We start from the raw sequence: 18,517 nt of genomic DNA, 5'->3' as shown, positions 1-18,517 counted from the left end.
CGTGTTCCCCGGTGGTGGCCAGCCCAACATGCAGGCGCTGCTCAAGCAGGCGCAGAAGATGCAGCAGGATCTCGCCCAGGCCCAGCAGGAGCTGGCCGAGGCGAAGGTGACCGGTTCGGCGGGCGGCGGCCTGGTCGAGGCGACGGTGACCGGTGCCGGTGAGCTGGTGGCGCTGACCATCGCCCCGGCCGCCGTGGACCCGGAGGACACCGAGACCCTGGCCGACCTGGTCCTGGCCGCGGTCCGTGACGCGAACCAGTCGGCGCAGAAGATGCAGGCCGAGCGGATGGGCCCGCTGACCCAGGGCCTCGGCGGCGGCGGCATCCCCGGCCTGCCGTTCTGATCGTCGGTTCAGGGACAGGCAGAGGGACAGATACACGCACACGCACAGGGACAGGGCCAGGGCCGGCAAGCCCCGTCCCGGCCCGGTTCCGCCCGGACGGCCGGGCCGTTCGGGCAGTGCCGGGCGGTCGGGACGAATCGGTACGTGTCGGTACGAGGGGCTCCCCGGCGGCCGGTGGAGGGCTCTCGACCGGCCGGTAGGAGGGTTTCGGGACGGTTCCCGAGGCCCCGGAGATCTGTAGTTCAGACAACGGACCTGTGTGATTTATGCGGGAGACGGGCGTCGGGCGGTGTGCCCGACGCCCGATTCGTTGGATGATGGCACCGGAGCACCCCGCGCGGGTGCCACCGTTCCACCTGAGGGAAGGCGCGACGTTGTACGAGGGCGTGGTTCAGGACCTGATCGACGAACTGGGCAGGCTGCCCGGCGTCGGGCCCAAGAGCGCCCAGCGGATCGCCTTCCACGTCCTGCAGGCCGACCCCGTCGACGTGCGCCGGCTGGCGCACGCGCTGCTGGAGGTCAAGGACAAGGTCCGGTTCTGCGCCGTCTGCGGCAACGTCGCGGAGGCCGAGCGGTGCCGGGTCTGTCTCGACCCGCGGCGCGACCTCGCCGTCATCTGCGTGGTCGAGGAGTCCAAGGACGTGGTCGCCATCGAGCGCACCCGTGAGTTCCGTGGCCGCTACCACGTACTGGGCGGCGCGATCAGCCCGATCGAGGGCGTCGGCCCGGACGACCTGCGGATCCGGGAGCTGCTGGCGCGGCTCGCGGACGGCACGGTCACCGAGCTGATCCTGGCCACCGACCCCAACCTGGAGGGGGAGGCGACCGCCACCTATCTGGCCCGGCTCTGCAAGCCGATGGGTCTGAGGGTGACCCGGCTGGCGAGCGGCCTGCCCGTCGGCGGGGATCTGGAGTACGCGGACGAGGTCACACTCGGTCGCGCCTTCGAAGGGAGACGACTGCTCGATGTCTGACCGGACCATCAACCAGCAGCCCCACACGCCCCACCAGGCCGGACCGGAGCAGGACCGGCACAGCTGGCACACGCACGCGCACGGCTCGGAGCCGGACGACTTCGCGGTGCAGATCGCGGACTCGGTGGAGAGCTTCGTGCTCGCCGTCACCGAGGTGGCCAAGGGCGACGAGCCCGGCAGCGCGGTCTCCCTCCTCCTGTTGGAGGTCTCGCAGCTGCTGCTGGCCGGCGGCCGGCTGGGCGCGATCGAGGACGTCGTGCCGGAGGACCGGTTCGAGCCCGACACCGGGCCGGAGCCGGACGGCGAGCAGCTGCGGGAGCGGCTGGCCGCCCTGCTTGCGCCGATCGACGTCTACCACGAGGTCTTCGACCCGTACGGGCCGCCGGAGAAGCCGAGCGCGTTCCGGATCTCGGACGACCTCGCCGGGGTGGTGAGCGAGCTCCAGCACGGGCTCACCCACTACCGCGAGGGGCGGGTCAGCGAGGCGCTCTGGTGGTGGCAGTTCTCCTACCTGTCCAACTGGGGCACGACCTGCACGGCGGTGCTGCGGGCGCTGCAGTCGCTGATCGCGCACGTCCGGCTGGACAGCCCGATCGGGGCGGCGCCGGACGGTGCGGACACCGACAACGACGGGCTCACCGACGAGCAGCTCGAACAGCAGGCCGGCGACCTCATGGCGGCCGAGCTGGGGATCGGGCGCTGAACCCACCGGGAGCCCCCACCGGGAGCCCCCGCCGGGAGCCCCCGCCGGGAGCCCCCGCCGGGAGCCCCCGCCGGGAGCCCCCGCCGGGAGCCCCGGGAACGGGCCCCGGCGGGGCTCCGGGAACGGGTCGGGGTCCCGGGAACGTGTCCGGGGAACGTTCCGGCAGGGGTCGGCGGGGGTCGGCACGCACTGTGACGCAGACCTCAGGGTTTTCCGTCGAAGAGAAAACCCCGGGGCTGCCGACCGTTTGCCCGCCGATTCTGCGGGGCGGTGCGGGATACCCCGCAGACCTGCCCGTGGCCCCGCCCGAACCGCCGCTCACCTGCTGAAACGTGTGTCTCATCATATGGAAACCGGCAGGTGTCGCACCCCTGCTCGGTAGACTGGCGCGGACCGCACCACCCCCGCCACCCGGGGGTGCGGGGGCCGAGCGCCCCCGGAAACGACACAAGTCGAGGAGCGCACGTGGGCCTTGTCGTGCAGAAGTACGGCGGCTCATCCGTTGCGGATGCCGAGGGCATCAAGCGCGTGGCCCGTCGAATCGTTGACGCCAAGAAGGCCGGCCATGAGGTCGTCGTCGTGGTGTCCGCGATGGGCGACACGACGGACGAGCTCATCGAACTCGCGGAGCAGGTGTCACCTCTCCCCGCCGGCCGCGAGTTCGACATGCTGCTGACCGCTGGAGAGCGCATCTCCATGGCTCTGCTGGCCATGGCGATCAAATCCCTGGGTCACGAGGCCCAGTCCTTCACAGGCAGCCAGGCCGGTGTCATCACCGACTCCGTCCACAACAAGGCGCGCATCATCGACGTGACGCCGGGCCGCATCCGCACCGCCCTGGACGAGGGCAACATCGCGATCGTGGCCGGCTTCCAGGGTGTCTCGCAGTCGAGCAAGGACATCACCACGCTCGGCCGCGGCGGCTCCGACACCACGGCCGTCGCCCTCGCCGCGGCCCTCAGGGCCGAGGTCTGCGAGATCTACACCGACGTGGACGGCGTGTTCACCGCCGACCCGCGCGTGGTGAAGAAGGCCCGCAAGATCGACTGGCTGGCGTACGAGGACATGCTGGAGCTGGCCTCGTCCGGCTCCAAGGTGCTGCTCGACCGCTGTGTGGAGTACGCGCGCCGCTACAACATCCCGATTCACGTACGCTCGTCCTTCTCGGGCCTTCCCGGGACGATCGTCAGCAACGACAACCCGCACCAGCCCGAAGGGGGCGAGATGGAGCAGGCCATCATCTCCGGAGTCGCCCACGACACGTCCGAGGCCAAGGTCACGGTCGTAGGCGTGCCCGACAAGCCGGGCGAGGCGGCGCGCATCTTCCGCGCGATCGCCGACGCCGAGGTCAACATCGACATGGTGGTGCAGAACGTCTCCGCCGCGTCGACCGGTCTGACCGACATCTCGTTCACCCTGCCGAAGGCCGAGGGCCAGAAGGCCATCGACGCGCTCGACCGGGTCAAGGAGGGCATCGGCTACGAGTCGCTCCGCTACGACGACGCGATCGGCAAGATCTCGCTCGTCGGTGCGGGCATGCGCTCCAACCCGGGCGTCACCGCGACCTTCTTCGAGGCGCTCTCCGCCGCCGGGGTCAACATCGAGCTGATCTCCACCTCGGAGATCCGCATCTCGGTGGTCACCCGCGCCGAGGACGTCAACGCGGCCGTGCGCGCCGTCCACAGCGCCTTCGGGCTGGACAGCGACACGGACGAGGCCGTCGTCTACGGAGGCACCGGGCGATGACCCGGCGGCCGAACCTCGCCGTCGTCGGGTCCACCGGCGCGGTCGGTGAGGTGCTCCTCGGCCTGCTCTCCCTCCGTCAGGACATCTGGGGCGAGATCCGTCTCGTCGCGTCCCCGCGCTCGGCCGGCCGCAAGCAGACCGTGCGCGGGGAGCTCGCGGAGGTGCTCCCGCTCACCGAGGAGTGCTTCGACGGGATCGACGTCGCGGTGTTCGACGTGCCTGCGGACGTCTCCGCCCGGTGGGCGCCGATCGCGGCCGCCAAGGGCGTCGTGGTCGTCGACAGCTCCGGGGCCTTCCGCCTGGACGAGGACGTTCCGCTGGTCGTGCCCGAGGTCAACGCGGCGGCGGTGCGACTGCGTACGCGCGGCATCGTGGCCAGCCCCGACTCCACCACGCTGACGATGATCGCGGCGGTCGGTGCGCTGCACGCCGAGTACGGGCTCGCCGCGCTGGTCGTCTCCTCCTACCAGGCCGCCTCCGGCGTGGGCCGGGCCGGCGCCGACGCGCTGCGCGGGCAGCTCGCGCAGGTGGCCGGTACCGAGGTCGGCGAACAGACCGGCGATCTGCGGGCCGTGATCGCCGACCACGCCCCGTTCGCCGCCCCGCTCGCGCTCAACGCGGTGCCGTGGGCCGGCACGCTGACCGACGGCGGCTGGTCCTCCGAGGAGCGCACGGTACGGGACGAGTCCCGCAAGATCCTCGGCCTGTCCGCGCTCAGGGTCTCCGCCACCTGCGTCCGCATCCCGGTGGTGCGCACCCACGCGGTCGCCGTGCACGCGGTGTTCGAGCGGGAGGTCACCCAGGAGCACGCCCAGGAGATCCTCCGGGACGCCCCCGGCGTGGTGCTCTACGACGATCCGGCGGCGGGCGAGTTCCCTACGCCGAACGACGTCGTCGGTACCGATCCGGTGTGGGTGGGCCGGGTACGCCGGGCGCTGGACGACCCGACGGCGCTGGACCTCTTCCTCTGCGCGGACAACCTGCGCAAGGGCTCGGCGCTGAACGCGCTGCAGATCGCCGAACTGGTCGCGGGGGAACTCGGCCTGTGAGCCGGGTCGGCGGTCCCGTCGTCCGACGGCCCGCCGGGACCGCACCCGGGACCGCGTCCGGGGCCTCTCGCGACGGCCGGGGCTGCCGCTCCTCAGCCGGCGTCTACGCAGTTTGTTCGCGGACCGCTTGAGGAATCCTCGCCGAATCCCCTGGAGGGGGCTCCGCCCGATGCGGAAGAATGTCCGCCGGGCTGGGCAACCATGACAGGGGATCGAGTGTCCAACGGGCGTGGCGAACGTGATGGTGGGGGCAGGGGCGGGCATCTCGGCAACGGCCGCGGTGACGTTCCCGCCGCGCGCCCAGTGGCCGGCGGATAGGCCGGTAGAAAGCCAGATGACGGTAGTCGCATCCGGCGCCGCTGACTCCGGCGCGGGCACCACCGCGGGGACCAGCGAGGACCTGCTCACCGAGACCTACCAGGCGCACTACCGCTCCCTGCTGCGGCTGGCCGCGCTGCTCCTCGACGACCTCTCCACCTGTGAGGACGTGGTGCAGGAGGCGTTCATCCGGGTGCACGCGGCCCGGCGGCGGGTGCGTGAGCCCGAGAAGACCCTCGCCTACCTGCGGCAGACGGTGGTCAACCTGTCCCGCTCGACGCTGCGGCGCAGGATTCTCGGGCTGAGGCTGCTTCAGAAGCCCATGCCTGACATGGCCAGTGCAGAAGAAGGGGCCTACGATGCGCTGGAACGCGACCAGTTGAAGGCCGCGTTACGGGGTCTGCAACGCCGTCAGCGGGAGGTACTGGTGCTGCGCTACTTCGTGGACATGACGGAGGCGCAGGTCGCCGAGACCCTGGGCATCTCGCTGGGGTCGGTGAAGGCGTACGGCTCACGCGGGATCGCCGCGCTGCGGGTCCAGATGGAGGCCGGGCATGGCTGAGGACGATCGGGTGTCCGGTGAACGGGCCCCCTCCGACGGTGGTCCGGGGGCCGGGAGAGGACCGGGCGGCAGAGACCGAGGTCCGGGAGGTACGGCAGGGCCTGGGAGCGCGGGAGTATTCGGCGCCCCGGGCGGGTTCCGGGGGTTCGCCGGAGCCGGAGCCGGAGCCCTAACCGGGGCCGGAGCCGGGGCCCTAACCGGGGCCGGGGCCGGGGCCCTAACCGGGGCCGGGGCCGAGACCGGGGCCGGGGCCGACGACGGCGAGGTCGATCCGCTCGGCTCGGAGGAACGACTCGTCCGGGCGCTGATGCAACGGGCCGTGGCCGAGGTCCAGCCCGCCCCCGGCGGCCTGCAGTACATCCGCCGGGCGGTGCCGCGCAGACGGGCCGCGCGCCGGGGCGCCTGGACCGGCGCCGCCGCGCTGGCCGCCGTCGTCTCCGTCCTGCTGCCGACCCTGCACGACGACGAACACCTCGGTCTCTCCGGCGGCCCCGGCTCGCCCAACGCACACGGCGGCACCGCCTCGTCGACCTCCTCGGGGACCGCACCCGGTGGAGGCATCGTGTGGCCGAGCCTGCCGCCGGCCCCCGACGTGAGCACGCCCACCTCGCCGGGCAGCCCGTCCGGCACCGCCGGGACCTCGCCGAGTGCCGACGCGAGCACCACCCGCCCGGCGCCCGGGACCTCGGCCCAGGCCGCCGCCACCGGCACCGGCGGCGAGAGCGGGCCGATGCCGCTCTGCACCCGTGGCGATCTCGGGCAGGGCACCGCCCAGGTCGGTACGGCCGACCCCGACGGCCGGATCTACGGGTACTTCACGGTGACCAACACGTCCGCGCACAGCTGCCGGCTCGGCGGGCCCGGTTCGGTCACGGTCACCGGCACCGTCGGGACGGAGTCCGGGCGGATCCGGATCGCCGATCACACGGCGGGCGGTCCGGCGACCGGGCTGCCCGCGCGCTCGACGGATCCTGCGGCGGGGACGGGCGGCGGCACCGACGGTCTCGTGCTCGCGCCCCGGGCCGGGTACCGGGTGGACTTCGGGTGGGTGCCGGACGCCGCCGGCTGCCCGACGCCCGGCGGGACGACCTCGCCGAGCGCCTCCGCCGGGCCCGGGCAGAGCACGACGGGCGGAGCCACCGGCGGCAGCACCGGCAGCGCGACGGCCGGCGGTACGGCTGGTGGCGGCGCCGCTCCGGGGCCGGGCGCGGGCACCGGTGCGGCGCCGGGATCGGCCGGCGGCGCGAGCGGCGGTGCGGGAACGGACGCGGGCGCGGGTGCGAGCGGCGGGACGGGTCCCGGCCTGCTGAGCGCCGGCCCGACCGGATCGACGAGCGGGCCGCGCCTGTCCACCGGGTCGGCCCCGGAGGCCGGCTTCACCGCGGGGACGAGCGCGGAGCCGCCGCCGAGCACTGCGACGACACCCCCGTCGACCGGTGCGCCGAGCCCGTCGGCCACCTCGACGGCCGGGCCCGGCAAGCCGTTGACGAGCGTCACGCTGGCCTACACCCCGGCGCCGGGCAACCCGCCCGCGTCCGTCGCCGTCCTCCCGGGCGTCTGCGCGGGCACGGTCTACCGCACCGCGCCCGACCCGCTTCCGTCGGCGCTCCCGGCTCCGAGCGCCTCGCCCTCGTCGGGGTGAGTGCGGGGGCGGTCCCGGGGCGCCGCACGCGGGGCCGGGCGCCGGGCAGTGGTGAGAGGAAGCATCAGGAGTAGGGGAGTAGGGGACCGGCGAGAGGGCGCAGGACGGCGTCCGGGGCGGCTGCGGCGCGGACCGGCGGGGCCTCGCGGCGGGGGACGTCGGCCGGTCCGACTTTCCGCTCCGGGGGGTGGTGTCCGGGCCGGGCGGGGGGCCTGGGGTCGGGCGGCGTGTGAGGAGTGGTTACCGTGGGGGTGTGTACCGGTTCCTCCTCACCCCGCGCTGGCTGAGCGGCACCGCGTTGGCCGTCGCGGCCGTCGCGGTGTGCGTCTGGCTCGGCTCCTGGCAGCTCGGTCGGTTCGAGGACAAGGTCGCCTCGCAGGAGGAGATCAGCCGGTCGGTGAACGACGCGGGTGCTTCCCGGCCGCTCGGTGAGGTGCTCGGCGCCGACCGGCCGCAGGTCACCACGGACACCGTCGGCCAGGCCGTGACGGTGACCGGCACCTTCGACCGGGAACACCAACTGCTCGTGCCCAACCGGGTGTTGGACGGCAAGCAGGGCTACTACGTGCTGACCCCGCTGCGCACGCCGGACGGGCGGACCGTCGCGGTGGTCCGCGGTTGGGCGGCCGGGACACCGGCTGCCGCGGTGCCCGCCACCGGAATGCCCGCCGGCGCCTCCACGGTCGCGGATTCCACGACCACGGCCGCCGGTGCCGCGCCCGCCGGCGAGGTGACGGTGACCGGCCGGCTGCAGGCCGGCGAGACCAGCGGCAGCGGCGGTGCGGTGGCCGGCGGGCTCCCGGAGGGACAGCTCGGCACGATCAACCGGGCCGCCCTGGTCAACAAGCTCTCCTACGAGGGCTGGTACGACGGCTGGGTGTCCGCCGACGACGCGCCGGCCGGGCTGACCACGGTGCCGACGGTGCAGCCGCAGGGCGGCAACGGACTGAGCCTGCGGGCGTTCCAGAACCTGGGCTACACGCTGGAGTGGTTCGTCTTCGGCGGCTTCGTGGTGTTCATGTGGTTCCGCCTGCTGCGCCGCGAGGCCGAGGCCGAGCAGGACCGGGCCCTGGGACTGGACCCGGTCCTCGACTGACCGGACGGCCGGCTCAGCGCGTGGGCTTCACCGGCGGCACGACGGGCTTGGACGGAACGGCGGGTGCGCTCGGCACCACCGGTGCGGACGGGGTCGGCGCCCCGGACGGAGCGGGCGGAGCCGACGGGCCTGACGACGTGGCCGACGGGGACGGCGAAACGGTCGGCGGCGGGTTGTCGCACCGCCGGCTGCTGCCACTGCCGTTCCCGCCGGCGTTGTCGTCGTCCGAGTCGTAGGTGTCGGTGTGGTGGCGGGCCTTGCGGCCGCTCTTGGAGCCCTTCGAGCCGGACGAGCTCTTGGAACCCGACGAGCTCTTGGAGCCGGACGAGCCCGACTTGGCCAGCAGCACCGTGCCGCCGTGTGGCGCGCCCTCCGCCACGGTCGGCGCCACGGTCGGCGCCACGGACCCTGCCACTGAACTCGCCACTGAACTCGCCACGGACCCCGCAGCGCCCTCCGGGCCGCGTTCGGCTGCGCCGAGCTCGGCCGTGCGGAAGGCCGCCCGCACCACGACGGCCGCGGCGGCGGCCACGGTCGCCGTGGCCCTGGACGGGGCCGTCGGCGAACTCGCACTCGTCGGTGAGGAGGACGGTGAGGAGGCGGGCGGCGGGCAGGCCGACCCCCCGCCCCCGCTCCCGTCGTCGCCGTCCTGACCCGAGCAGCCGGTGAGTACCAGGGCCCCGGCCACCCCCACCCCCATGATCGCCAGCAGGCGTCTCACACGTTCCCCCCGTCCCTCTCCTCCGTCTTCTACCGATTCTCTCCGACGCCGCCCGTGCCGAGGTGCCGACCGACGAAGTCGATCTCCAGCCGCAGCTGCTTGATCCGCTCGTCGACGACGAGCGAACCGTGCCCGGCGTCGTACCGGTACACCTCGTGCACCTTGCCCAGCTGCTCCAGCCGCTCGACGTAGTTGTCGATCTGCCGGATCGGGCAGCGCGGGTCGTTCACCCCGGCGCTGATGTAGACCGGGACCCGCACCCGCTCCACGTAGGTCAGTGGGGAGGAGGCGGTCCAGCGCTCGGGCACCTCCTCCGGCGTTCCGCCGAAGAGCGTGCGGTCGATCGCCTTCAGCGCCTCCATCTCGTCGTCGTACGCGGTCAGGTAGTCCGCGACGGGGACGGCGGCGACGCCGAGGCTCCAGAGCTCCGGCTGCACGCCGAGGCCGAGCAGGGTGAGGTAGCCGCCCCAGGAACCGCCGGACAGCACCAGCCGGTCCGGGTCGGCCAGGCCGCTCGCCACCGCCCACTCCCGGACGGCCGCGATGTCCTCCAGCTCGATCAGGCCGACCCGCTCGCGCAGCGCGTCCGTCCAGGCCTGGCCGTAGCCGGTGGAGCCGCGGTAGTTGACCCGGACCACCGCGAAGCCGTGGTCCAGCCAGGCGGCCGGGCCGGCGGCGAAGGAGTCGCTGTCGTGGTGGGTCGGGCCGCCGTGCACCTCGAAGACGGTCGGGAACGGGCCGTCCGCCGGACCGGCCCCGGACGGTCGCTGGACGAGCGCGTGCACCCGGCCGCCGGGGCCGTCCACCCAGACGTCCTCGACCGGGACGGAGGCGGGCGGCACCGCGCCGGGCGCGCGCAGCACCACGCCGCCGGCGGTGGAACGGACCGCGGACGGCTCGGCGGCGGAGGACCAGAGGAACTCCACGGTGCCGTCCGGCCGGGCGGTCGCGCCGCTGACCGTGCCGCGCGGGGTGTCGAGCCGGGTCAGCACGCCCTTGGCGCTCCCCGGGCCGTCCGGGCCGTCGAGCTCGTACGAGAACAGCTCGCTGCGCGCCTCGTACTCGTGCTCGATCAGCAGGGACCGGGCGCCGGGCCGCCACTGGGCGGAGACGTCGCCGGGCAGTTCGCGGCCCTGTTCGTCGCGGAGCGGCAGCGCGGTCTCGACACCGGTCGCGACGTCCCAGATCATCGGTTCCCAGCGGCCGGTGCGCTGCTGGGCGACCAGCAGCCGGGTGTCACCGTCGACCGGGGCGAAGCCCATGCAGGCCACACCGCGCGGTTCCGCGTGCCCGGTGACCTCGTCCAGCTCGGCGACGGTCGCGCCGTCGGAGAGGCGGACCACCCGGATCGCCCCGTGCATCGCGTCGCCGTGCTCGGTGTGGTCGATGGCCAGCAGGGTGCTGTCGTGGCTGAGGTCGCCGACGCCGCCGTACTCCGCGTGCCGGTAGATCTCGACCGGTTCGGCCGCCCCGGGCCGTCGCAGGTGCAGGGTGGTGCCGTGCTCGTCGGTGGACCGGCCGACCACGACGGTGCCGTCCCGGCCGAGGGCCAGGCCCGCGTCGTAGGACGGGTCGAGGCCGGGGACGGCCTCCTCGTCGGGGCCGGTCGCGCCTTCGGGGCGGCCCTCGAAGGGCCGGCGGCGCCAGATGCCGAACTCGTCACCGTCGCTGTCGTCGAACCACCAGATCCACGCGCCGTCGGGGGACAGTTCGGCGTCGGTCGTGCCGTTCGGCCGGTCGGTGACGCGCCGGTGGGTGTCGGTGGCGCGGTCCCAGGCGTAGATCTCGTAGGTGCCGCTGGCGTTGGACACGTACAGCGCCCGGTCGGGGGCGTCCTCCGCCCAGTCCGGCAGGGAGACCCGTGCCGCCCTGAACCGCTGCTCCCACGCCGGAACGGCGCTCTTCTCCTCGCTCATCCACCCATCCAACCCGATCGGGGGGCGGGAACGGAACGGGGGCGGGCGCGGGAGCGGACCCTTCCCGCCCCCGCGCCCGCCCGTCCCTCCTCCGCCACGTCCTCGCTTCCGCTTCCGTACCTGTTCGTGTTCCGTTTCCCGATCGGGTTCCCGCCCCGGGTCCCGGCCGCGCTGTCCGCTCAGGCCGTTCGGCGGGGCAGCAGCTGCACCAGGCCCACCAGCAGCAGCTCCAGCACCGCCAGCGCGCCGACGCTGACGCCGAACGCGGTGGCCGGGTCCGCCGCCCCGTAGTAGAGGATGCCGATCAGTGCGATGCCGAGCGCCCCGGCCACCTGCTGGACGGTGGCCACCACACCCGCCGCCGAACCCGCCAGCCGCGGCTCGACGCAGGCCAGCACCGTCGAGGTCACCGGGGCGATCACCAGACCCATCCCGAGGCCGTCCACGAACAGTCCGGGCGCAAGCCACCAGACGCTGCCGGTGTCCCCGGCCGCGTACACGGCGAGGCCGAGCAGTCCCAGTCCGGCGGCCATCAGCAGCCCGCCCAGTGCGATCGCCTGCCGGCCGAGCCGGGCCACGAAACGGTGCACGGTGGTCGAGGTGAGCAGGTAGCCGGCACCGATCGCGGTGAACACCAGTCCGGCCCCGAGCGCGTCCAGACCGCGGCCCGGCTGCAGGTAGAGGGCGAGCACGAGGAAGAAGGACGCCTGGCCGAGCCAGAAGGCCAGTTGGGCGAGCAGCCCGGCGGTGAAGGCGCGGGTGCGGAAGAGCCGGGTGTCGACCAGCGGCGAGCCGGACCGGCCCGTCCGGTGCTGGTGGACCCCGAAGACGGCGAGCACGGCGGCCGAGCCGGCCAGGCAGAGCCACGTCCAGAGCGGCCAGCCCGCCTCGCGGCCCTGGATCAGCGGCAGCACCAGGCCGGTCAGCCCGGTCGTGACCAGCAGCACGCCCACCGGGTCCAGCCCGGGCCGCTGCGGGGCACGCGACTCCGGCAGGCAGCGGCGGACCAGGGCCAGGGCGGCCAGGCCGACCGGCAGGTTGATCAGGAAGCAGCTGCGCCAGTCCAGGCCGAACAGGTCGGCGCGGATCAGCACCCCGCCGATCAGCTGCCCGAACACCGCGCCGAGCCCCATGGTCAGCCCGTACATCGCGAACGCCCGGGCCTGGGCTGCCCCGCTGAACGCGGTGCGCAGGATCGCCAGCACCTGCGGGCCCATCAGCGCCGCCGACAGTCCCTGCGCGACCCGGGCGCCGACCAGGGCACCCGCCGTCGGGGCGAGGCCGCAGGCCACGGAGGCGAGGGTGAACAGGGCCAGGCCGAGGCCGAACACCCGGCGGCGCCCGTAGCGGTCGCCGAGCCGCCCGGCGGTGATCAGGCCGGCGGCGAGGGCCAGGCCGAAGCCGGCCACCACCCACTGGACGGAGGCGGGTCCGGCTCTCAGATCGGCCTGGACGGAGGGTATGGCGACGTTGACCACGAAGACGTCGAGGGCGGTCATGAAGGTGGCGGTGAGGACGACGGGCAGCAGGCCCCGGGGCGCGGGGGCCGCGCCGTCGGCCGGGCTGTCCGGGCCGCCCGGGCGGGGGCGGGGGGCGGTGCGAAGGACGGTGCGCAGGGCGGTGCTCACGGCAGGTGCTCCTCAGGGGCGGGAGGGGGGCGTCGTCGGAGGGGGGAGGCGCTGGCGGGGGCGGTGGAGGGGGAGGCGTTGGCGGTGGAGGTGGGGCTCGCGGGAGGAGCGGTCGCCGACGGCGGGGCGGTGGCGGGGGCGGACCGGGTGTGTGGCCGCCCCCGCAGGCGGCACGGCGGCGGCTCAGGCGCCCGGGACGCGGTCCAGGAAGCCGTGCACGGAGGCGATCCGGCCCTCCGGGTCGGACACCAGCACGTCGAAGCCGATCACCAGCGGCTCCGCGCCGGCCGGCCCCAGGTTCCAGGTGAACCGGGCGATGTCGTGGTGCGCGTCGACCGGGCCGAGGGTGAACACCAGGCCGGGGAACTGCCCCTGGGCGGCGCCGATCAGCGCGTCGACGCCCTCGCGGCCGGTGACCGCGGCCAGCGGGTCGGTGTACCGGCAGTCCTCGGCCCACACCTCGTCGATCAGCTTCCGGCGGGCGGCCGGGTCGGTCTCGTTCCAGACGGCGAGGTAACGCTCGGCGAGCTGCTGGAGGTCGGTCGGCTGGATGGCGTTCATGGTTCTTCTCCCTTGTCCGGTGGGCCGATCGGCCCCGGTGGGGCGGGTCGTTCCCGCTGTTCACGAAGGTACGGACGGCGGACGGCGGGCGAATCCGTCACGGATAGGTAGGGGCCTACGTAGGCCGCGCCAGTAGGGTCGGGGGCATGGGGACGCTGTACGGGCGGGAACGGGAGCAGGCCGCGGTCGACGCGCTGCTCGACGGGGCGGGGGACGGCCGCAGCGGGGTGCTGGTGCTCCGTGGTGAACCGGGCATCGGCAAGACCGCGTTGCTGGAGTACGCGGTCGCGACGGCGGGCCGGGCGTTCCGGGTGGTCCGCGCGACCGGGGTCGAGTACGAGGCCGAACTCCCCTTCGCCGGACTGAGCCTGCTGCTCGGGCCGGGGCTGGACCGGCTGGACGCCCTTCCCGCTCCGCAACGACGCTCCCTGGAGGGTGCGTTCGGACTGGGGGAAGGCGGCGGTGCGCCCACCGACCGGCTGCTCACCGGACTGGCGACCCTCGGACTGCTCGCCGAACTCGCCTCCGACAAGCCTCTGTTGTGCGTCGTCGACGACGTGCAGTGGCTGGACCGCGCCTCGCTGGACGCGCTACTGCTCGCCGCCCGCCGTCTCCAGGCGGAGGGCGTCGCCCTGCTGCTCGCAGCCCGGGACACGCTCCCGACCGCAGGCGGCGCGGACGCCCTGCCGCTCGCCGGGCTCCCCGAACTGCGCCTGGCCGGCCTCGCCGGGCCGGACGCCGAACGGCTGCTGGACGCCCGGGCCGCCGGAGGGATCACCGATCCGGTCCGCCGCCGGTTGCTCGCCGAGGCCGCCGGGAACCCGCTCGCCCTCGTCGAACTCCCCTTCACCGAAGCCGAGTCGGACGCCGGAGGGCTGGCGCTCACCAGTCGGCTGCAGATCGCCTTCCACGGCCAGGTCACCGGGCTGCCGCCGGCCACCCAGACGCTGCTGCTGGTCGCCGCCGCGGAGGAGAACGGCGACCTCGACGTCGTCCTGTCGGCCGCCGCCGCCCTCGGGGCCGGCGCCGACACGATGGCGCCCGCCGAGCAGGCCGGACTGGTCACGGTCGGCGCCGACCGCCGGCTCTCCTTCCGGCATCCGCTCCTGCGTGCCGCCGTCCTCCAACGTGCACCCCTGCAACAGCGCCTGACGGCCCATCGGGTGATCGGCGAGGCGCTGGAGGACGGCGACCGCCGCACCTGGCACCTGGTCCTCGCCGCCACCGGTCCCGACGCCGATCTCGCGGACGCGCTGGAACGGGCCGCCGTTCGGGCCGAGTCCCGGGGTGCCCACGGTGGCGCCGCCGCCGCGTACGAGCGCGCGGCCCGGCTCACCCCGGACCGCGACGGAGCCACCCGGCGGCTCGTGCTGGCCGCCGAAGCGGCCACCGAGGAAGGCAAGTTGGCGCAGGCCGAGGAACTGGCCGACCGGGCCCGGGCGCGGACCGACAGCGTCTTCGCGCACGCTCTGCTGGACCAGGTCCGGGCGGTCGCACACTTCTGGCGCGGGTCCTACCCGGCCGCCTACCGGCTGCTGCTCGACGCCGCGGCCACCGACATCGAGCCGGCCCACGCCGCCCGGATGCTGCTCCAGGCGTTCCATCCCGCCTGGTACGTGGGCGAGGAGGCGGTCGCCACGGTGCTCGACCGGCTGGCGGCGCTGCCGCTCGCGCCGGAGGAGCCGCTCGCGCCGCTGGCCCGCCACCTGCCCGCCGCCGTCCTGCCCGTTCTGGACCGCCCGGCGGATCCGGTGCCGGTGCTCCGAGAGACCGTCGAGGCCGCCCGCAAGGCCGGTGCGGAGAGCCCGAGCGACCTGGTCCAGCTGTGCGGCGCGACCCTGATCCTCGGCCGGGACGCCGAGACCCTCGAACTGGCCGCCGAGCTGGTGGCGGAGGCCCGGGCCAAGGGAACCGTCGGGGTCCTGCCCACGCTCCAGTTCTTCCTCGCCGAGGCGGAGCTGTTCCACGGCCGCCACCGCGATGCCGAGGTCACTGCCACCGAGGCGCTCACCCTGGCCCGCGACACCGGACAGCGCCAGTGGACCAGCCAGCTGGCGGCCCTGCTGTCCTGTGTCGCCGCGCTCGGCGGCGCGGACGAGCGGTGCACGGAGCTGGCCGACGAAGCGCTCGACTCCGGTTCTCCGGCGCCCGCCGCCGGCGCGCCCTGGGCGCAGTGGGGGATCGCCCTGCTCGACCTCGGGAGGGGGCGGGCGGGGGCCGCCGCCGACCGGCTGCACACGCTCACCACCGGGCCGTACCGGCACCACGTCAGCGCCACCCGGGCGGTGCCCGACCTGGTCGAGGCCGTCGTGCGGCTGGGGGCCCCGGAGCGGGCGGCCGAGCCGTACGAACGGTTCGCCCGCTGGGCGGGGGCGGCGGGGACGCCCTGGGCGGAGGCGCTCCGGCTGCGCTGCCGGGCGCTGCTCGGGCCGCACCAGTCGGCCGAGTCCGCGTACCTGGCCGCGCTCGCGCTGCACGAGGGGACCGACCGGCCGTTCGAACAGGCCAGGACGGCCCTGCTGTACGGGGAGTGGCTGCGCCGGGAACGGCGCCGAACGGATGCCAGGCCGCACCTGGGCGTGGCGCTGGAGACCTTCGAACGGCTCGGTGCCGGGCCGTGGGCGGACCGGGCCCGCGGCGAGCTGACCGCCACCGGCGGGGCGGCCCCGGCGGCGGCCGGGGCGCCGCCGGGCGTGCTCACCGTGCTCACCCCGCAGGAGCTGCAGATCGCCCGGCTGGCCGCCGCGGGGCTGACCAACCGGGACATCGCGGCACAGCTGTTCCTGAGCCCCCGGACCGTGGGACACCACCTCTACAAGGCCTACCCGAAGCTGGGGATCGCCGCGCGGACGGAGCTGGCCGCGCTGTTCTGAGGGAACGCGCCGTCGCCGTCGCGGCGACTCGCCCCGAAGACGTCGTCGCTGTACTCGGAGGTGGCGGTGAGCAGGCTCTCGCCTCCGGCGGCCGTCCCGCTTCCGATCTTGGGCACTGCCCTCCCCGGGATCGGAGAACGGCAGGTCCACGGCACCGTTCTTGCCGGTGAGCGCCACCTTCCGGGTGAAGCGGGAGCTGGCCTTCGCGTCCCGCAGGGGGTGGGGGCAGCCCCCGTGTCGATCATGGCGTCAGCAGGATGGGCGGCGGTGCGGCCGCGCGGCAGGCTGGAGCGCGAACGACCCAGGGCGACAGCGACAAGGGAGTGATCGGTGAAGGCACGTGCGGGGGCCGCAGCACTGTTGGCGGGGACGTGCGCGATGGCGGTCTCGGGGTTCTTCCCGACTGCCGCCGCTGCGGGGGAGCGGGCGTCGGCCGCGCCCCCCGCCGGTCTCAGGGCGGCCGTCGAACAGACGGTCGCGGACGGATTCCCGGCCGCCGTCGCGTACGCCAGGCAGGGGGAGCGGGAGTCACGGACGGCGGCCGGGCTCGCCGACACGGCGACCGGCGAGCGGGCCCGACCGGACCAGCGGTTCCGGATCGCCAGCAACACCAAGTCGTTCGTCTCGACGGTGCTCCTGCAACTGGAGGGCGAGGGGCGGCTCTCGCTCGACGACAGCGTGGAGAAGTGGCTGCCCGGCGTGGTCGGCGGGAACGGCAACGACGGCAACGCCATCACCGTCCGGCAGCTGCTCAACCACACCTCGGGCATCCACGACCCCACCGACGAGCCGGAGTTCTTCGCCCCCTACCTGGAGCGCCACGAGTGGGGCTACGTCTACACCCCGCGGGAGGTGATCGCCCGCGCAGTCCGGCACGCGCCGTCGTTCACGCCGCCCGGGAGCGGCTGGGCGTACTCCAACACCAACTACCTGCTCGCCGGGCTGGTGATCGAGGCGGTCACGCACCACAGCGCGCCCTCCGAGATCCACCGGCGGATCCTCGTCCCGCTCGGCCTCAGGAACACCTCCTTCCCCGTGACCGACCCGGACATCCGCGGCCCCCACCTGCACGGGTACGACCTCGCGGGCCGCGACGTGACCCGGTTCAGCCCGTCGTACGACTGGACCGCCGGCGCAATGATCTCCACCGTCGACGACCTGGCCCGGTTCCACCGGGCCCTGTTCGGCGGCAAGCTGCTGCGCCCGGCCCAGCAGCGTGAGCTGTTGACCACGGTGAAGTTCACGGGCGGGCCGGCGTACGGACTGGGCGTGCAGCGCAGGGAGGTGACCTGCGGCACGGGTCCGGACGCCAAACAGGTCAGCACCTGGGCGACCGACGGCGGCGGCCCCGGCTTCATGAGCCTGTCGTTCAGCACCGTCGACGGTGAGCGGCAGCTGGTCCTCGCCCTCAACGTCTATGACCTCGGCGCGGACCTGAAGGACGAGGTGCCCGTCCCGCTGGGCCCGGGTGCGGCGCAGGTGCAGACGGCAGCCCTGTGCGGCTGAGGCGGTCGCCCTCCGCAGGCTCGTCCGGGCCGACCGCCCGCCGGTAGCCGGGTGGCCAGTGAACGGGTGGCGTTCCTGATGCATCGGCAACGGCTGCTTGAGCAGAAGGTCCCGCCGACCATCCAGGCGGTCCTGGACCAGAGTTGCCTCCTCCGGCCGATCGGCGGGCGCGCGGTGATGTGCGAACAGCTCGATCACCTCGAACGGTTGGCAGGGCGGCCGAACATCACTACCCAGATCGCACCGTTCGAACTGGCCGAGCAACGTCCATTTGTGCCTCCTCTGGTGCTGCTCACGCTGCCTGACCGGACTGTGGTGGGGTATGCCGAGTCGCAGTTGCGGGGGTATCTGGAGAGAGCTCGTACCACTATCGCGGCGTGGGAAGCGGACTACGATCAGCTCCAGGTGGAGTCGCTGTCCACGGCGGCCTCACTGGCCATGATCCGCGCTGTTCGGAAGGACCTTGAATGACGCCTATCAACCTGGCCGGCGCTCGATGGGTGAAGTCGCGACACAGCGGCAACGGTGGGAACTGTGTCGAGATTGCGCCTGGCTTCCCCGGTCTCGTCCCCGTCCGTGACTCCAAGGACCCATCCGGTCCTGCGCTCGTCTTCCCTGTCGATGGGTGGCGCTCCTTCGTCACTGCCCTCCAGGCCGGCGAATTCGGTGAGGGTTGATCGCCATCGCCCGGTGTCCCTGACCGTTCGCCGGTCAGGGCCATCGTCGTACTCGGCGGGTTCTAGTAGTACTTCGTTAGGTTGGGGTGGGCTGTCGTGTTCGGCTTGTGGACTTCCGTGTGGGAAGCGGGCGTTGACAGGTGTGGCAGACACCGGTCCAGCAGCTCAGCAGGTCCTGGAGTTGGTCGAGGACCTGGTAGAG

Annotated in this window: 18 protein-coding genes; 13 read left to right on the top strand and 5 right to left on the bottom strand. The window is 74.0% G+C overall.

Annotated features, from left to right (window positions below; translation table 11 throughout):
• The first annotated feature begins 1 nt into the window (after position 1).
• The 8 genes from PUR56_RS13440 (at position 2) to PUR56_RS13405 (ending at position 8,433) form a co-directional block, all read left to right on the top strand.
• The gene (locus PUR56_RS13440) at positions 2–343 is read left to right on the top strand and encodes a YbaB/EbfC family nucleoid-associated protein (protein ID WP_329883831.1); all 342 of its coding nucleotides are present in this window, start codon (positions 2–4) and stop codon (positions 341–343) included.
• A gap of 374 nt (positions 344–717) precedes the next feature.
• On the top strand, positions 718–1,317 hold the full coding sequence (gene recR, locus PUR56_RS13435; protein ID WP_329883870.1) for a recombination mediator RecR: 600 nt from the start codon (positions 718–720) through the stop codon (positions 1,315–1,317).
• Positions 1,310–2,020 carry a DUF5063 domain-containing protein gene (locus PUR56_RS13430; protein ID WP_329883832.1) on the top strand — a complete coding sequence of 237 codons (711 nt, stop codon included), beginning with the start codon at positions 1,310–1,312 and terminating at the stop codon, positions 2,018–2,020. The genes recR and PUR56_RS13430 overlap by 8 nt, the downstream gene beginning before the upstream one ends.
• Before the next feature lie 465 nt (positions 2,021–2,485).
• Positions 2,486–3,766, top strand: a complete 1,281-nt coding sequence (locus PUR56_RS13425) for an aspartate kinase (protein ID WP_329883834.1) — start codon at positions 2,486–2,488, stop codon at positions 3,764–3,766.
• A complete protein-coding gene (locus PUR56_RS13420) occupies positions 3,763–4,815 on the top strand; it encodes an aspartate-semialdehyde dehydrogenase (protein ID WP_329949070.1) in 1,053 nt (350 codons plus the stop codon). Before PUR56_RS13425 ends, PUR56_RS13420 begins: the two co-directional genes overlap by 4 nt.
• 334 nt (positions 4,816–5,149) lie before the next feature.
• Positions 5,150–5,695: a SigE family RNA polymerase sigma factor gene (locus PUR56_RS13415; protein ID WP_329883836.1), complete on the top strand. Its 546-nt coding sequence runs from the start codon at positions 5,150–5,152 to the stop codon at positions 5,693–5,695.
• A 319-nt stretch (positions 5,696–6,014) separates the two neighbouring features.
• Positions 6,015–7,337, top strand: coding sequence for a hypothetical protein (locus tag PUR56_RS13410; protein ID WP_329949069.1), 1,323 nt, complete (start codon positions 6,015–6,017; stop codon positions 7,335–7,337).
• A 253-nt stretch (positions 7,338–7,590) separates the two neighbouring features.
• Positions 7,591–8,433 (top strand): SURF1 family protein, encoded by an 843-nt coding sequence (locus PUR56_RS13405; protein ID WP_329949068.1) that lies wholly within the window; start codon positions 7,591–7,593, stop codon positions 8,431–8,433.
• Positions 8,434–8,446: 13 nt separating this feature from the next.
• Here the strand turns inward: PUR56_RS13405 and PUR56_RS13400 are convergent, their stop codons facing one another.
• Positions 8,447–8,836, bottom strand: a complete 390-nt coding sequence (locus PUR56_RS13400) for a hypothetical protein (protein WP_329949067.1) — start codon at positions 8,834–8,836, stop codon at positions 8,447–8,449.
• An 85-nt stretch (positions 8,837–8,921) separates the two neighbouring features.
• On the opposite strand from PUR56_RS13400, the gene PUR56_RS13395 reads away from it, so the two are divergent.
• Complete coding sequence (locus tag PUR56_RS13395) at positions 8,922–9,086, top strand: hypothetical protein (protein WP_329949066.1); 165 nt, start codon at positions 8,922–8,924, stop codon at positions 9,084–9,086.
• Between the two features lie 97 nt (positions 9,087–9,183).
• On the opposite strand, the gene PUR56_RS13390 is transcribed toward PUR56_RS13395, so the two are convergent.
• The 3 genes from PUR56_RS13390 to PUR56_RS13380 form a co-directional block, all read right to left on the bottom strand.
• The gene (locus tag PUR56_RS13390) at positions 9,184–11,070 is read right to left on the bottom strand and encodes a S9 family peptidase (protein WP_329949065.1); all 1,887 of its coding nucleotides are present in this window, start codon (positions 11,068–11,070) and stop codon (positions 9,184–9,186) included.
• A 179-nt stretch (positions 11,071–11,249) separates the two neighbouring features.
• The gene (locus PUR56_RS13385) at positions 11,250–12,698 is read right to left on the bottom strand and encodes an MFS transporter (protein ID WP_329949064.1); all 1,449 of its coding nucleotides are present in this window, start codon (positions 12,696–12,698) and stop codon (positions 11,250–11,252) included.
• A gap of 183 nt (positions 12,699–12,881) precedes the next feature.
• Complete coding sequence (locus PUR56_RS13380; protein WP_329949063.1) at positions 12,882–13,259, bottom strand: nuclear transport factor 2 family protein; 378 nt, start codon at positions 13,257–13,259, stop codon at positions 12,882–12,884.
• Between the two features lie 146 nt (positions 13,260–13,405).
• On the opposite strand from PUR56_RS13380, the gene PUR56_RS13375 reads away from it, so the two are divergent.
• On the top strand, positions 13,406–16,132 hold the full coding sequence (locus tag PUR56_RS13375) for a helix-turn-helix transcriptional regulator (RefSeq protein WP_329949062.1): 2,727 nt from the start codon (positions 13,406–13,408) through the stop codon (positions 16,130–16,132).
• Here PUR56_RS13375 and PUR56_RS13370 read toward each other — a convergent pair.
• Positions 16,081–16,248 carry a hypothetical protein gene (locus PUR56_RS13370; RefSeq protein ID WP_329949061.1) on the bottom strand — a complete coding sequence of 56 codons (168 nt, stop codon included), beginning with the start codon at positions 16,246–16,248 and terminating at the stop codon, positions 16,081–16,083. The genes PUR56_RS13375 and PUR56_RS13370 overlap by 52 nt on opposite strands.
• A gap of 214 nt (positions 16,249–16,462) precedes the next feature.
• On the opposite strand from PUR56_RS13370, the gene PUR56_RS13365 reads away from it, so the two are divergent.
• The 3 genes from PUR56_RS13365 to PUR56_RS13355 are packed head-to-tail and all read left to right on the top strand — an operon-like array spanning position 16,463 to position 18,315.
• Positions 16,463–17,638, top strand: coding sequence for a serine hydrolase domain-containing protein (locus PUR56_RS13365; RefSeq protein ID WP_329949060.1), 1,176 nt, complete (start codon positions 16,463–16,465; stop codon positions 17,636–17,638).
• Positions 17,639–17,689: 51 nt separating this feature from the next.
• Entirely contained in the window at positions 17,690–18,109 is a 420-nt protein-coding gene (locus PUR56_RS13360) for a DUF5753 domain-containing protein (RefSeq protein WP_329949059.1), read from the top strand.
• Positions 18,106–18,315, top strand: coding sequence for a DUF397 domain-containing protein (locus tag PUR56_RS13355; protein ID WP_329883847.1), 210 nt, complete (start codon positions 18,106–18,108; stop codon positions 18,313–18,315). The genes PUR56_RS13360 and PUR56_RS13355 overlap by 4 nt, the downstream gene beginning before the upstream one ends.
• Positions 18,316–18,517 lie beyond the last annotated feature (202 nt).

The organism is Streptomyces sp. BE303, assembly GCF_036290945.1.
In the GTDB taxonomy this organism is placed as follows: Bacteria; Actinomycetota; Actinomycetes; order Streptomycetales; family Streptomycetaceae; genus Kitasatospora.
This window is presented reverse-complemented; position numbering and strand designations above follow the sequence as displayed.

What these genes read in the sequence shown, in the direction of transcription:
- PUR56_RS13430 (WP_329883832.1), top strand. Translation starts at nt 1,310, where the DNA reads ATGTCTGACCGGACCATCAACCAGCAGCCCCACACGCCCCACCAGGCC.
- PUR56_RS13420 (WP_329949070.1), top strand. Translation starts at nt 3,763, where the DNA reads ATGACCCGGCGGCCGAACCTCGCCGTCGTCGGGTCCACCGGCGCGGTC.
- PUR56_RS13415 (WP_329883836.1), top strand. Translation starts at nt 5,150, where the DNA reads ATGACGGTAGTCGCATCCGGCGCCGCTGACTCCGGCGCGGGCACCACC.
- PUR56_RS13390 (WP_329949065.1), bottom strand. Translation starts at nt 11,070, where the DNA reads ATGAGCGAGGAGAAGAGCGCCGTTCCGGCGTGGGAGCAGCGGTTCAGG.
- PUR56_RS13380 (WP_329949063.1), bottom strand. Translation starts at nt 13,259, where the DNA reads ATGAACGCCATCCAGCCGACCGACCTCCAGCAGCTCGCCGAGCGTTAC.
- PUR56_RS13375 (WP_329949062.1), top strand. Translation starts at nt 13,406, where the DNA reads ATGGGGACGCTGTACGGGCGGGAACGGGAGCAGGCCGCGGTCGACGCG.
- PUR56_RS13355 (WP_329883847.1), top strand. Translation starts at nt 18,106, where the DNA reads ATGACGCCTATCAACCTGGCCGGCGCTCGATGGGTGAAGTCGCGACAC.